13 protein-coding genes are annotated in these 13,068 nt (G+C 67.4%); 9 read left to right on the top strand and 4 right to left on the bottom strand.

What is annotated here, in order from left to right; translation table 11 throughout:
• The first annotated feature begins 227 nt into the window (after positions 1 to 227).
• From thrS to BoBH3_RS12945, 5 genes are all read left to right on the top strand, one after another.
• On the top strand, positions 228 to 2,225 hold the full coding sequence (gene thrS / locus BoBH3_RS12965; protein ID WP_262331238.1) for a threonine--tRNA ligase: 1,998 nt from the start codon (positions 228 to 230) through the stop codon (positions 2,223 to 2,225).
• 157 nt (positions 2,226 to 2,382) lie between these two features.
• A complete protein-coding gene (locus tag BoBH3_RS12960; RefSeq protein WP_262331237.1) occupies positions 2,383 to 3,672 on the top strand; it encodes a DUF2157 domain-containing protein in 1,290 nt (429 codons plus the stop codon).
• Positions 3,672 to 4,280, top strand: a complete 609-nt coding sequence (locus tag BoBH3_RS12955) for a GDYXXLXY domain-containing protein (RefSeq protein WP_262331236.1) — start codon at positions 3,672 to 3,674, stop codon at positions 4,278 to 4,280. The genes BoBH3_RS12960 and BoBH3_RS12955 overlap by 1 nt, the downstream gene beginning before the upstream one ends.
• Before the next feature lie 380 nt (positions 4,281 to 4,660).
• Positions 4,661 to 5,884, top strand: coding sequence for an OpgC family protein (locus BoBH3_RS12950; RefSeq protein WP_262331235.1), 1,224 nt, complete (start codon positions 4,661 to 4,663; stop codon positions 5,882 to 5,884).
• Positions 5,791 to 6,633 carry an SGNH/GDSL hydrolase family protein gene (locus BoBH3_RS12945; protein WP_465247129.1) on the top strand — a complete coding sequence of 281 codons (843 nt, stop codon included), beginning with the start codon at positions 5,791 to 5,793 and terminating at the stop codon, positions 6,631 to 6,633. Before BoBH3_RS12950 ends, BoBH3_RS12945 begins: the two co-directional genes overlap by 94 nt.
• 73 nt (positions 6,634 to 6,706) lie before the next feature.
• On the opposite strand, the gene BoBH3_RS12940 is transcribed toward BoBH3_RS12945, so the two are convergent.
• The gene (locus tag BoBH3_RS12940; protein WP_262331233.1) at positions 6,707 to 7,642 is read right to left on the bottom strand and encodes a hypothetical protein; all 936 of its coding nucleotides are present in this window, start codon (positions 7,640 to 7,642) and stop codon (positions 6,707 to 6,709) included.
• Positions 7,643 to 7,746: 104 nt separating this feature from the next.
• Between BoBH3_RS12940 and BoBH3_RS12935 the strand changes: the two genes are divergently transcribed.
• Both BoBH3_RS12935 and BoBH3_RS12930 read left to right on the top strand, forming a co-directional pair.
• Complete coding sequence (locus BoBH3_RS12935; RefSeq protein ID WP_262331232.1) at positions 7,747 to 8,316, top strand: nitroreductase family protein; 570 nt, start codon at positions 7,747 to 7,749, stop codon at positions 8,314 to 8,316.
• Positions 8,317 to 8,318: 2 nt separating this feature from the next.
• The gene (locus tag BoBH3_RS12930; RefSeq protein WP_262331231.1) at positions 8,319 to 8,927 is read left to right on the top strand and encodes a flavin reductase family protein; all 609 of its coding nucleotides are present in this window, start codon (positions 8,319 to 8,321) and stop codon (positions 8,925 to 8,927) included.
• Between the two features lie 101 nt (positions 8,928 to 9,028).
• On the opposite strand, the gene BoBH3_RS12925 is transcribed toward BoBH3_RS12930, so the two are convergent.
• Genes BoBH3_RS12925 through BoBH3_RS12915 form a run of 3 tightly spaced genes read right to left on the bottom strand, consistent with a single transcriptional unit; the run spans position 9,029 to position 10,638 of the window.
• Complete coding sequence (locus tag BoBH3_RS12925) at positions 9,029 to 9,238, bottom strand: heavy-metal-associated domain-containing protein (protein ID WP_262331230.1); 210 nt, start codon at positions 9,236 to 9,238, stop codon at positions 9,029 to 9,031.
• Between the two features lie 19 nt (positions 9,239 to 9,257).
• A complete protein-coding gene (locus tag BoBH3_RS12920) occupies positions 9,258 to 10,136 on the bottom strand; it encodes an HpcH/HpaI aldolase/citrate lyase family protein (RefSeq protein ID WP_262331229.1) in 879 nt (292 codons plus the stop codon).
• Positions 10,137 to 10,140: 4 nt separating this feature from the next.
• Positions 10,141 to 10,638 (bottom strand): MaoC family dehydratase, encoded by a 498-nt coding sequence (locus BoBH3_RS12915; protein WP_262331228.1) that lies wholly within the window; start codon positions 10,636 to 10,638, stop codon positions 10,141 to 10,143.
• A 188-nt stretch (positions 10,639 to 10,826) separates the two neighbouring features.
• Between BoBH3_RS12915 and BoBH3_RS12910 the strand changes: the two genes are divergently transcribed.
• Positions 10,827 to 11,855: a lytic transglycosylase domain-containing protein gene (locus tag BoBH3_RS12910; protein ID WP_262331227.1), complete on the top strand. Its 1,029-nt coding sequence runs from the start codon at positions 10,827 to 10,829 to the stop codon at positions 11,853 to 11,855.
• Positions 11,852 to 13,066, top strand: coding sequence for a DUF2336 domain-containing protein (locus BoBH3_RS12905; RefSeq protein WP_262331226.1), 1,215 nt, complete (start codon positions 11,852 to 11,854; stop codon positions 13,064 to 13,066). Before BoBH3_RS12910 ends, BoBH3_RS12905 begins: the two co-directional genes overlap by 4 nt.
• The last annotated feature ends 2 nt before the right edge of the window (positions 13,067 to 13,068 follow it).

Raw genomic sequence — 13,068 nt, 5'->3', positions numbered from 1 at the left:
CGGGAGCCTGCCATGATGCAGAGGCGGCTTTGCGGCGGCATGGGCGCGAGATGACAAGATGGAAAGGTCGGCCTCGCACCAGCGTTGCGTGATTGCCTGCGCGCCGCGGCTCGTATAGGCCGTGGCGGCGCATGGACCGATCCGGTTGCGGGTCCATGCGTCCTTCCGACAGGCAACCGGCCTTGGCTTACGGGGCTCGTATCCCCGAGTGAGCAGGAGCGCGATCGATGACGATCTCCCTGACATTTCCCGATGGCGCCAAGCGCGAGTTCCCCTCCGGCATTACCGGCGCGGAGATCGCGGGCGGCATTTCTCCCTCCCTCCTGAAGCGCACGGTTGCCATGGCGCTCGACGGCACTGTCGTCGATCTCGCCGATCCGATCGACCGCGATGCCAAGATCGAGTTCCTCAACCGCGAGGACCCGCGCTCGCTGGAGCTGATCCGGCACGATGCCGCGCACGTCCTCGCCGAGGCGGTGCAGGAACTTTTCCCTGGCACGCAGGTCACGATCGGCCCCGTCATCGAGAACGGCTTCTATTACGACTTCGCCCGCAACGAGCCCTTCAGCTTGGAGGATTTCCCGGCGATCGAGAAGAAGATGCGGGAGATCGTGGCGCGCGACAAACCCTTTACCAAGGACGTCTGGAGCCGCGACAAGGCCAAGGATTTCTTCGCCAAGAAGGGCGAGGCCTACAAGGTCGAGCTGGTCGATGCGATCCCCGCCGACCAGACGCTCAAGATGTATGCGCAGGGGGAATGGATCGACCTCTGCCGCGGACCGCACATGACGTCCGTCGGCAAGGTGGGCACCGCCTTCAAGCTGATGAAGGTGGCCGGCGCCTATTGGCGCGGCGACAGCAACAACGCGATGCTGACCCGCATCTACGGCACGGCCTTCGCGAGGCAGGAAGAGCTCGATGCCTATCTGAAGCAGCTCGAGGAGGCGGAGAAGCGCGACCACCGCAAGCTCGGCCGGGAGATGGACCTGTTCCACTTCCAGGAGGAGGGGCCGGGCGTCGTGTTCTGGCACTCCAAGGGCTGGCGGATGTTCCAGGAGATCATCGCCTATATGCGCCGCCGGCTCGCCGCCGACTACGAGGAGGTGAATGCGCCGCAGATCCTCGACAAGTCGCTCTGGGAGACCTCGGGCCACTGGGGCTGGTACCAGGACAACATGTTCGCGGTGAAGTCCGCCTCGGCCTTCGAGAACCCGGAGGACAAGGAGCGCGACCACAAGGTCTTCGCCCTGAAGCCGATGAACTGCCCGGGCCATGTCCAGATCTTCAAGCATGGCCTGAAGAGCTATCGCGATCTGCCGATCCGGCTTGCCGAATTCGGCAACGTTCATCGCTACGAGCCGTCCGGCGCCCTGCACGGGCTGATGCGCGTGCGCGGCTTCACGCAGGACGACGCGCACATCTTCTGCACCGAGGAGCAGCTCGCCGCCGAGTGCCTGAAGATCAACGACCTCATCCTGTCGGTCTATGAGGATTTCGGCTTCACCGAGGAGCTCGTCATCAAGCTCTCGACCCGGCCCGAGAAGCGTGTCGGCTCCGACGCACTCTGGGACCATGCCGAGGAGGTGATGCAGTCCGTGCTGGAGACGATCGCGAAGCAGTCCGGCAATCGCATCAAGACCGAGATCAATCCGGGCGAGGGCGCCTTCTACGGGCCGAAGTTCGAATATGTGCTGCGCGACGCCATTGGCCGCGACTGGCAGTGCGGCACGACGCAGGTCGACTTCAACCTGCCGGAGCGGTTCGGCGCCTTCTATATCGGCGCCGATGGCGAGAAGAAGCAGCCGGTCATGGTCCATCGCGCCATCTGCGGCTCGCTGGAGCGCTTCACCGGCATCCTGATCGAGCACCATGCCGGGCATTTCCCGCTCTGGCTCGCGCCCGAGCAGATCATCGTCGCGCCTATCACCTCGGATGCGGATGGCTATGCCGAGGAGGTCGTCATGGCGTGCATGGCGGAAGGCCTGCGCGCCCGGGCTGATCTTCGCAACGAGAAGATCAGCTACAAGGTGCGTGAGCACTCGCTGGCCAAGGTTCCGGTGATTATCGCCGTCGGCAAGCGCGAGGCCGAGGAGAAGACCGTGACGATCCGCCGCCTCGGCAGCCAGGCCCAGACGGTGATGCCGCTCTCGGAGATGCTCGCCCTGCTGACGCAGGAAGCGCTGGCGCCGGATCTGGCGCGTCTGAAGGCCGTCAGGGCGGCGTGATCTGCCTTCATGCTCGGGCTCGACCCGGGCATCCCGGGACAAGAGGGCGCCCTATCCTTCAAGAGATTCTCGGGTCGAAGCCTTGCTTCGCCCGAGAATGACGGGGGTGGCCGGCGCCACTAGCTAATCCCCACCCCGTCATGCCAGATTGCCGGCCATGCTGGGGAGTTCCTATCGTAAGCGGCTCGAGGCCGACCTTACCCGTTGGGTAGCCGGAGGGCTGCTGAGCGCCGAGAGCGCCGGCGCGATCCGGCGCTCGGTCGCCCGCGAGCAGGGCGGGGTGCGCCTGCCGGCGCTGCTTGGGCTGCTCGGCGGCCTGCTGATCGCGGCCAGCGTCGCGGCCTTCGTCGCGGCGGGCTGGGAAGATATCCCGCGCCTCGTCAAGCTCGGCATGATCCTGGCGGCCATTGCGGCCTGCTTCGCATATGCCTTCCGGCTGGAACTCCGCGATTCGCCGCGAGGCGCCGATGCCGCCGCGACCTGCGGCGTGCTGATCTTCGGTGCCGGGCTCGCATTGATCGGCCAGATGTACCACCTGCCTGCCGACTGGCCGGGCGGGGCGCTGCTGGTCGCGCTGGGCGGCCTCATCGCCGCGTTCCTAATGCGCTCGAACGGCGCGCTGGCGATCGCGCTCATCGCGATCTGCGCCTGGAGCGGCGGGCGCTGGGAGGAGGCGCAAAGCGGCGTCCATCTCGGCTTCTTCATCCTCTACCTGCCGGCGCTCTGGCTCTCGCTGTCGCGCGATAACCGGCTGGTTCATCATCTCGTGGTGCTGGCGGCGGCGCTTTGGCTGGTCATGGCTCCGGGCTATGTGCTGTTCAACCGCTTCGACTACGGGCTCCTGGCCTATGGGCTGGCCATTGCCGTGTTCTATGTGGCGCTGGGGGCGCTGGCGCTCGACCGGGGCCTGCCATCGGTGCTGACCGCATGCCTGCCCTGGGGGCTGCTTGGGCTGGTTCTGGTGCTGAACGTCGAGTTGATCCGCATCCTCGACCGCGAGGAAGCGCGTGCCGGACATGCCTTCCGCTTCGTCTTCCTGGCCTATGCCGTCGCCGTCCCGCTCGTCGCCAGCCTGGCGGGGCTCGCCCGCGAGCGACGTTTCGCCTGGCCGCTGGCGGCTGCGCTCGCCTTCGCCCTACTGGTTCCGGCCGTGTTCTGGAGCGGCATCGTCACCGCCATGGCCGGCAAGATCATCGTTGCGAGCCTGGTCCTGCTCACGGCTACGGCGCTGGTGGCTGCGGGTGCGGCCGGAGGCGTGCGGAGATTGGTGATGGCGGGTTCGGTTCTGTTCGGCGTCGCGATCCTGATCCTGCTCTGGCAGACGATCGGCACGCTGCTCGACCAGTCGCTGTTCTTCCTCGTCGCGGGGGCCGCCTTGCTGGCGATCGCCTCCGGCGCGCGGCGCCTGTTCGCGCGCCTCAATCCGCCTGAGAAGGAGGCCTCGTGATGCGCGCGCTTTCTGCCGATGCGCTGATCGCAAAGGTGCCGCTGGCGTGGCGCGCGCTGGCGACTGTGTTGCTGCTGGCGCTCGTGCTGCTCGCGCTCGTCGAGCAGCGGGCGCGGATTCTGCGAAGCGGCGCGGAGATCCGGCTCAGGACCGTGCCGATCGATCCGCGCGATCTCTTCCGCGGCGACTATGTCGTGCTGGCCTATCCGATCAGCACGGTCGAGGCCGAGGCAGGTGGCGAACGGTACAGGCGTGGCGAGAAGGTCTATGTGGCGCTGCAGCGCGACGCGGAAGGCTTCGCGCAGGCCGCCAGCGTCTCGCGCGAATGGCCAAGGGCGAGCGGCGACGCCGTGGTGATCGCAGGGCAGGTGACCACGACCGGCGCCTGTGCCTTGAACCAGGATGGTACGACAGACTGCAACCGCAGACGCCTGCGCGTCACCTATGGGCTCGAAAGCTTCTTCGTGCCTCAGGGCGAGGGCAAGGTCATCGAGACCACCGATAAGGCCCGGATCGAAGTGGTTGCCTCAGTCTCGTCCTCCGGCGCGGCTGCGATCAAGCGCCTGCTGATCGACGGCAAGCCGGTCTATGCGGAGCCGCCTTACTAGGCCGGCTCGCCGTCATGCTCGGGCTCGACCCGAGCATCACATGCCGGAGGAAGCTCTGGCGTTTTCTTCTCCTGAGATTCTCGGGTCTGCGCTTCGCTTCGCCCGAGAATGACGGTTCTGCCCCGACCCGTGGCGCCCCTCCGGTTCACATTGACGTGCTGACGCCGCGCTCGTCCCGCTGCCGCCGCAATGCCTCGCGACCCTGCCTCACACGGGGTTGTGACAATCTGCTGCGTGACGTCGAGCGCTTCCAGTTTTATGAACGGCAGATGAACGGCGATTGCAGGATTCATTCATCCTCGTCGCCTCCATCGGGAACGACGACGGTTCAGCCGCGTTCCCTTGCCGATCTGCCCCAAGCCTGCCGGAGGAGCCTCTCCGTGTCGTCCATCGCCTCCTTCCGGCACTTTCTGCTCTTCGGCCGTCCGGCCGACGGTGCCGTGCGGCTGGAGAAAGTGCGGGATGCGCGGATCGATGTGCTGCGTGGGCTGGCGCTGATGATCATCTTCATCAACCACATGCCGGGGAATGTGGTTGCGGCCTATATGCCGCATAATTTCGGCTTCTCGGATGCGGCGGACATCTTCGTGCTGCTCGCCGGCGTCTCGGCGGCGCTGGCCTATGGCGGACTCATCGAGCAGCGCGGCCTGGCGCTTGCGGCCCTGAAACTCGGCGGGCGGCTCTGGACGCTCTACATTGCCCACATCGCCGTGTTCATCATCGTATGCGGCGTGGTCGCGACGGCCGTCACGCAGACGCAGAACCCGCTTTATATCGAGACCATCAACATCCAGCCTTTCTTCCGAGACACGGTCGAGGCGCTGATCGGCGCGCTGACGCTGACCTACCAGCCGTCCTATCTGGACATCCTGCCGCTCTACATCGTCCTGCTGGCGCTCTTCCCCGCGATCTATGCCGGTGTGCGGGCGAGCCCGCTGGGAACGCTGCTCTGCTCGCTGGCGATATGGCAGGCGGCGCTGGCCTTCGAGCTCAATCTGCCCAATGGAGAAGCGGGCTGGTTCTTCAACCCCTTCGCCTGGCAGGTCGTGTTCACGCTCGGCATCGTCATTGGCCGTGGCGCGCTGCTCGGCGTCGGCCTGCCGCGGCTGAGATGGCTCGATGTCGGGGCTGTCACTTTCATCGTCCTGGCCTGGTGGGCGAAGACCTCGACCGGCAACCCGACCGGCATCGGCGCCTTGAACGACTGGTTCGATTCCGTACAGCTCGGCTCCGACAAGACCAATCTCGCCTGGAGCCGGCTTCTGCACATCGCGGCGCTGAGCTGGCTGGCGATCCGCTGGCTGCCGGCGGGGTCGGCGATGGGCAGGCATGCGTTCGGGCGCGCCTTCGCCGCAGCCGGGCGGAACTCGCTGCATGTCTTCTGCGTCGGGATCGTGCTGTCGATCATCGGCCAGATCGTGCTGGCGGAAACATCCTTCGCGCCGGGCGTTCAGTTGCTGATCTGCGCTGGCGGGGTTACATTTCTGACAGGGCTAGGGATTTTCCTGTCGTGGTATCAAATCATCACGAATCGTGGCGCGAGCGCCGAGCCTACTGCTGGACGTGGCGCAGCGCTGCCGCGGCCCTCCTTGTCGTTGCGCTGAATTCTTCCGTTCATGCGGCTCCGACGCCAGCGGCGGCCGATGCACGTTGCCGGGCGGATGCGGTCAAATCACCCTTTCAGCCGAATCTGCCCGCCGCGCGCAAGGCGCTGCAGGAGACCGGCGCCCTGACGGTGGTGGCGCTCGGCTCCTCGACCACGGCGGGCTCCGGCGACCGCGCCGGAGACAAGAGCTACCCCGCCGTGCTGGAGGCCGAGCTCAGGCGGCGGCTGCCGGGCGCCGAGATCAAGGTGATCAACAAGGGCGTCGGGGGCCAGTCGGCCTATGATATGCTACTGCGCATGGAAGCGGACGTTGTGGCCGAGAAGCCCGCCGTCGTGATCTGGCAGACGGCGATCACGGAAGCCATCCGCGATATCGGCGAGGAAAAGCTCGCCAAGATCCTGCGCAAGGGCATCGGCATCAGCCGGGCCGCCGGGATCGACATGATCCTCATGGACCTGCCGTGGCTGCCGCGCGAGGGGCGCTATCCGCATTACGACGATTACCGCGCCGTGATGCGGAAGACGGCGCAGGAGCAGGGCGTCGCACTCTTCCCGCGCTATGCGATGATGAAGGGCTGGTCGAGCTCGCGCCAGTTCACACCGGAGGAACTCGTCGGCATGGACGGGCTGCATCTGGTCGATGCCGGGTATCGCTGCATGGCGCTGCGCCTCGCCGACGGCATCGTCGCAGGGGTCGGCACGATCAAGATCGAGACGGCGGGCGGCCGGGCGAAGCCGACCAATTGAATGTCGGGACAAGGAGCAACCGGGGCCTCATCCTGCCGGAGATGCTCGGGTCAGACCCGAGCATGACGGAGTCCTACTTCGCCAGGACCTCGATGTCGCGGTCGGCTCCGGACTCCACCTTGAAGTCGCGCGAATAGACCTGACCCTCCTGCCGGGCGATCAGGACATAGTCGCCTTCGGCCAGGATGACCTGCGGGAAAGCGCCGATCGCCTCCCGAATCACGTCGCCGCCCGGGGTCAGCACGCTGAAGGCGGTGCCGGCGAAAGCCTCGCCACCGGCCGCGGCGACGAGCTTCAACGTCACCTTGGCGGCGCGGTGATGCAGTGTGGCGTCCGTGACCTTGCCGGTCTCGACCTTCACGTCGGCGCGCTGGATGGCGTTCGAATCGCCGTAGGTCGAGACGATATGATAGGTGCCCTCGGGCAGGCGGACGATCTCGCCGGCCTTCGCGCCGCTCGTGACGAGCCGGCCTTCGGAGTTGCCCTGCAATGGCACGAAGACCGAGAAGGTGAGCTGTGCCGCCGGAATCGGCGCATCGCCGATGGAGCCCGCCAGAGAGAGCGCGCCGGCGCTGATCGCCACCTGGTCGCGCAGGCCCGCCATCCCGAGGTTGATCCGCTTGGTGCCGCTGGCGAAGCCATAGGCGGCATGGATGACGTAGACGCCCGGCGGCAGCGAGAAGGTGGCCTCGGCGTCGGTGGAGCGCGCCACGATTCGGGCGGGGGAGCCGTCGGCCATCTCGGTCAGGATGCGCCAGTTCAGGCCGGAGCGGATGGGCTGGCGGCTGCCGAAGAACTGGGCCGATACGGAGAGGCGCGCCTGGTTCAGCGAGGCGCCGAGCGGTGCCGGCCCGAGCGGGGCAGGCGCGCCCGTGCCGGGCGATTGGGCGGGGCTCTGGGGCTGGGTCGGCGCCGGAGTCTGGGCCGAAGCCGGGGCGAGCAGGACGGCGAACGCCAGGGCGACGCCGGCGAGGCGGCGGCCAGCTTCGAAACCATCCAGTTCAAGCATGCTTCCAGGTCCTCGGCGATCCTGCGGCGATGTATGAGCAGGCTCGCTTGTCCTCATCAAGGCGAAGGCATAGGTCAATGCGATCGCCATCTTCCGGATGCTTCATGACCGATACGCTCTCCCTGCTCAAGCTGCGTCGCTCGGTGCCGCCGCAGTTCCTCGCCACTCCGGGGCCGGAAGGCTCCCAGCTCGACGAATTGCTCGCCATTGCGGCGCGCGTCCCCGATCACGGAAAGTTGGTGCCCTGGCGTTTCATCGTGTTCAGCGGCGCGGCGCGTGAGAAGGCGGCCGAGGTCGTCGCCCGCGTCTTCCGCGAGCGCAACCCGCAGGCCAGCGAGGAGCAGGTGGAGTTCGAGCGCAAGCGCCTGCTGCATGCGCCCGTTATCGTGGCGGTGGTCTCGCGGGCCCGCGAACACGTCAAGATCCCGCTCTGGGAGCAGGAGCTCTCCTCCGGCGCGGTCTGCATGAACATGCTCGTCGCCGCCCATGCCATGGGCTATGCCGGCTCCTGGCTGACGAACTGGTTCGGCTTTGACCGCGAGGTGCTGTCGGCCTTCGGGCTCGGCGATGACGAGCGCATCGCCGGCTTCGTCCATATCGGGACGCCGACCGCGCCGATCACCGATCGCGACCGGCCCGTGATGGCCGAGATCGTCAGCCACTACGGAGCCTGAGCGTGACCTGCTATTCCGCAACGAAGGACGATCTCGGCTTCGCCCATGATCCGTTCAAGGCGATCGTGGCACCCCGGCCGATTGGCTGGATCACGGCTCTGAGCGCGAAGGGGGAGGTCAATCTCTCGCCCTACAGCTTCTTCAACGCCATCTCGGGGCGGCCGAACATTGTGATGTTCTCCTCCGAGCAGAAGAAGGATGCGGTTGCCTTCGTCGAGGAGACCGGCGAATTCACCTGTTCGCTGGTGACGAAGGCTCTCGCGGGGCCGATGAACCTGACCTCGGCGCCGCTGCCGCGGGGGACAAGCGAATATGCCCATGCCGGGCTTGAGATGGCGCCGTCGCGCTTCGTCAAGCCGCCGCGCGTCGCGGGCACGCCGGCCGCGCTCGAATGCAAGCTCATCTCGATCCAGCAACTGCAGGACATGAACGGCGAACTGGTGCCGCGCTGGATGGTGCTGGGGCAGGTCGTCGGCACCTTCATCGACGACGCCTTCGTCAAGGACGGGCGCTTCGATACTGCCGGGGCCAATCCGATCGCGCGCTGCGGCTATGCCGACTATGCCGAGGTGACGAGCCTGTTCTCGATCCAGCGACCGCCGGGCGGTTAGACACGGCAAGGCGTCATTCTCGGGAAGAGAGAGCGCCAGAGCCTCCTTCGGGCAGATATGCTCGGGTCAGGCCCGAGATGACGCGCTGTGGCGGACGTGTCTCAGCCCGCCAGCGGCTTGGCGCGATAGTCGCCGAGTTCGGCGAGCTTGCGGTTGATCGCTTCGGCATCGAGCTTCGCGCTGTCGGGCAGGGTCATGCGCGGCGGGTCGAGCGTCACGGTCGCGCCGGGCGCGAGCGCCGTCGCAGCTTGCTGGACGCGCGAGGCGCAGCCGCCGCAATGCATCCCCGAGATTTCAAAAACCTGAGTCATTCGAATCGCCTCCAGCCGCTTATTCAGCCAGCTTACGAGCGCGCGCGACCAGCCGCTGCGCCTTTGTCAGATGGGGACGATCCAGCATTTCGCCATCGAGCCCGATCACGCCCGCGCCCGGATTGGCCTCGAACAGCGCGATGATTTGCTCCGCCTTGGCGAGCGCCTCCGGCGATGGCGAGAAAATCTCGTTGATGGGGGCGACCTGCGCCGGATGGATCGCCATCTTGCCGGTGAAGCCGTCGCGCCGTGAGGCCAGGCATTCGGCACGGAAGGCCGCGTCGTCGCGGAAATTGGTGAAGACGGTATCGATCGCATCGACCTGCGCGGCGCTGGCGCCGAGAAGGGTCAGGGCGCGGGCGAGGCGATAGGGGTCGGTGTAGCTGCCGCTCTCCAGCCGGTTGGTCTCGGCGCCGAGATCGGCCGCGAGGTCCTCGGCGCCCCAGGTCAGCGCCATCAGCCGGTGCGAGGAGCGGGCATAGCTGCCGAGCCCGAAGATGCCCTTGCCGGTCTCGGTGGCGATGGGGATGATCCGTGTCGCACCGTCGGGCAGATCCGTTTCGGCTTCACGCACCGCGATCTGGGCGGCGAGATGGCCGACATCGGGGCCACCTTCCGATTTCGGCAGCATGATCGCATCCGGCGCGCCGGGCATGACGGCATCGAGATCGGTGTCGCTCATGCCGGTCGACATCGCGTTGATCCGCACGATCAGGAGGGGCCGGCGCGGCAGGGCGCGGGCGGATTCGAGGAAGGCGCGGGTGATCTCGCGCGCCTGCGGCTTCTGATTCAGAGCGACGGAATCCTCGAGGTCCAGGATCAGCGCGTCGGCGCCGCTCTCCAAGCCCTTCTGCTGCTTCTTCGGGCTGTCGCCCGGCACGAACAGGAGCGAGCGCATGCCGTCAGACCGCGACCGTGGCAGGGGCGGGCCGCTTCTTCATGAAGGCCTGCCGGCGGCACTGCGCGACCAGCGTGCCGTCCTGCTTGTAGGTCTTGTGCAGGAACTCGACGATGCCGGCATCGGGCCGCGAGCGCGACTCGCGCTTGGCGACGATCTCGGTGGTGCAGTTCACCGTGTCGCCCTCGAAGAGCGGGGCCGGGAAGGTGACGTCGGTCATGCCGAGATTGCCGATGGTGGTGCCGACCGTGGTGTCGTGGACCGAGATGCCGATCATCAGTCCCAGCGTGAACAGCGAGTTCATCAGCGGCTTGCCCCATTCGGTCTCGGTCGCACAGAAATGCGCGTCGATGTGAAGCGGCTGCGGGTTCAGCGTCATGTTGGAGAACAACATGTTGTCCATCTGGGTCACGGTCCGGGTCAGGCCGTGCTCGATGACCGTGCCGACGTGGAAATCCTCGAAATAGATTCCGCCGCGCTTGTGGCGCACCGCATCCGCCATTCGTCGTCCTCCGCATCGCCGTCCGGCCGATGAGCCGGCGGAAAGTCCTAGAACGCGATTTTGTGGCTGGAAAGCGGAAAGCGCGCCTCAGCTCTGTGCGGGACTGCGCTTAACGCTTCGCTTACCATAATCCTTCACTCTTCGGATCGTGCTTCCGCATTGCGCGGAGGCCGCCGCCGAAGGTTTCGATGTTCCTTTTCAGCACGCCGCAGAGCCGCGAGGCGCAGCCAGCCGCGAACCCGGTCGTCAGCGCCATCCGCCAGGGCGCCGAGAAGACGGGGACGGGCTTCGACTACCTGCTCAAGACGGCGCAGCGCGAATCCGCCCTGGAGCCGGACGCCAAGGCGAAGACATCGAGCGCCACCGGGCTCTTCCAGTTCATCGAGCAGACCTGGCTCGCGATGGTGAAGCAGGAGGGGCCGAAGCAGGGCCTCTCGCAATATGCCGCTGCCATCTCCGATAATGGCGGGCGCCTTAGCGTCGCCGACCCGGCGACGCGCGACAAGATCCTGCAGCTTCGCAACGATCCGCAGGTCTCGGCCGTGATGGCCGGGGCGCTGACCCAGAAGAACCGGGAGCAGCTCTCCTCCAGCCTCGGCCGGCAGCCGCAATCCGGCGAGCTCTACATGGCGCATGTGCTCGGCGCGCGCGGTGCCTCCGACCTGATCCGCGCCGCGGCCAGCGACCCGAACCGCGTGGCGGCCCGGGATTTCCCGGAGGCTGCGGCCTCGAACCGCTCGATCTTCTACGACAAGGCCGGCCGGGCGCGCAGCGCCCAGGAGGTCTATGGCGTGCTCTCCGCCAGCCATGCCGGCACTCAGTTCGCAGCCGCCGCGGCGACGCAGCAGGGGCAGGCCGTGCAGCCGGTGCAGGACGATACGCCGGTGGCCGAACTTGCCGTTGGCCTGCGCCCGGAGCGGGCGCGGGGGCTCGTTGGACTGTTCTCGACGGGCGGTTCTCGCGAGCCGGTCTCGCGGGCTGTCGCCAATCTGTGGACGACGCCGGTGCAGGGCGGCACGCGTACGGCTTCGCTCGATAGCGTCGAGCGCTTCTATCCGCGCATGCGGCAAGGCGATGCGGCTGCAGGTGCGGATGCTGGCAAGGCGGTGACCTCGCCGCTGCCGCCGTCGCGGCCGACCGATCTCTCCGGCTCGGGCGCCGCGCGCCCCGGGCCACTCGACCTGTCCTCCTTCATGACCCAGCGGGGCGGAGCATGATCGTTCGCCGTTTCCTCCTCTGGGCCCGGACCGCGCCCGCCGAGGCGCGAGCCACTGGAGCCGCCACGCTCGCCAGCGCCTATCTGCGCTCCGTCCTCTCGGAGGAAGAGCGGCATGAGGCCGAGACCGCGCTGATCGCGCTGGTCGACGATCCTTCGCCGCTGGTGCGCCGCGCCATCGCCGAGGAGATGGCCTCGTCGACCGACACGCCGCGCACGCTCGCGCTCGCGCTGATTGCCGAGCAGAGCGATGTCGCGGCGCTGATGCTGGCGCATTCTCCGGTGCTGACCGAGGCCGACCTCGTCGATGCCGCCGCCATCGGCGACAAGCTGGCGCAGCGCGCCATCGCCATGCGCCGCTGTCTTCCGGCCAGCGTCGGTGCGGCTCTGGCGGAGGTCGGCTGCGAGGACGCGCTCGTCACGCTCGCAGGCAATCGCACGGCACTCATCGCGGATTTCTCGCTCGAACGCATCGTCGAGCGCTGCGGCGACAGCGGCCCGCTGCGCGAGGCTCTGCTGGAGCGTCCTGACCTGCCGGCCGGGCTGCGCCAGACCATCGCGGCCCGGGTGTCGGATACTTTGGCGAATTTCGTCACTGGCTGCGGCTGGCTGACGCCGGAACGCAGCGCAAGGCTGGCGCGGGAGGCGACCGAGCGGGTCGCGGTCTCGCTCGCCGCCGGCGGAGAGGCGAGCGATGCGCCCTCGATCGTCGAGGTGCTGCGCGCGACCGGACGGCTGACGCCGGGACTGATGCTGCGCTCGCTGCTCAGCGGCGAGCCGGCGCTGGCGGAGGCCGCGTTCGTCTCGCTCTCCGAATTGCCGGCCGAGCGCGTCGCGGCGCTGTTGCGCGACAGGCGGGGCGCCGGCCTCAAGGCTCTCTGTCGCAAGGCCGGGCTGCCGGCCGCGCTGGAGCCCGCCTTCACGTCGGCCATCCTCGCCCTCAATGGGCGGGGCTTCGACGCCGGCAACGCTCGCCAGGGTATCGATCGGGGTCTGATGCGCGCGGTGCTGATCGCCTGCGAGGCGCTTCAAGGGCCGGAGACCAACGCGCTGATGGCGCTGCTGCGGCGGATGGACGCCGAGGCAGCGCGCGAGGAAGCGCGCGTATTGGCGGATTCGCTCGCCGACGATGCCGCACTCGCGCTGCTGATCGAGGCCGATCCATCCTTCCTGATCGAGCTCGAAGCGGGCGATCTGCGCGACGCGGCTTAACG

Source organism: Allobosea sp. BH3 (genome assembly GCF_025499465.1).
Taxonomy (GTDB): Bacteria; Pseudomonadota; Alphaproteobacteria; order Rhizobiales; family Beijerinckiaceae; genus Allobosea.
Note: the sequence above shows the minus strand (reverse complement) of the source record. Positions and strands in the feature narration are given on the sequence as shown.

Coding starts and splice junctions, on each gene's coding strand:
- thrS (WP_262331238.1), top strand. CDS start 228: ATGACGATCTCCCTGACATTTCCCGATGGCGCCAAGCGCGAGTTCCCC.
- BoBH3_RS12960 (WP_262331237.1), top strand. CDS start 2,383: ATGCTGGGGAGTTCCTATCGTAAGCGGCTCGAGGCCGACCTTACCCGT.
- BoBH3_RS12955 (WP_262331236.1), top strand. CDS start 3,672: ATGCGCGCGCTTTCTGCCGATGCGCTGATCGCAAAGGTGCCGCTGGCG.
- BoBH3_RS12940 (WP_262331233.1), bottom strand. CDS start 7,642: ATGCTTGAACTGGATGGTTTCGAAGCTGGCCGCCGCCTCGCCGGCGTC.
- BoBH3_RS12935 (WP_262331232.1), top strand. CDS start 7,747: ATGACCGATACGCTCTCCCTGCTCAAGCTGCGTCGCTCGGTGCCGCCG.
- BoBH3_RS12925 (WP_262331230.1), bottom strand. CDS start 9,238: ATGACTCAGGTTTTTGAAATCTCGGGGATGCATTGCGGCGGCTGCGCC.
- BoBH3_RS12920 (WP_262331229.1), bottom strand. CDS start 10,136: ATGCGCTCGCTCCTGTTCGTGCCGGGCGACAGCCCGAAGAAGCAGCAG.
- BoBH3_RS12915 (WP_262331228.1), bottom strand. CDS start 10,638: ATGGCGGATGCGGTGCGCCACAAGCGCGGCGGAATCTATTTCGAGGAT.
- BoBH3_RS12910 (WP_262331227.1), top strand. CDS start 10,827: ATGTTCCTTTTCAGCACGCCGCAGAGCCGCGAGGCGCAGCCAGCCGCG.
- BoBH3_RS12905 (WP_262331226.1), top strand. CDS start 11,852: ATGATCGTTCGCCGTTTCCTCCTCTGGGCCCGGACCGCGCCCGCCGAG.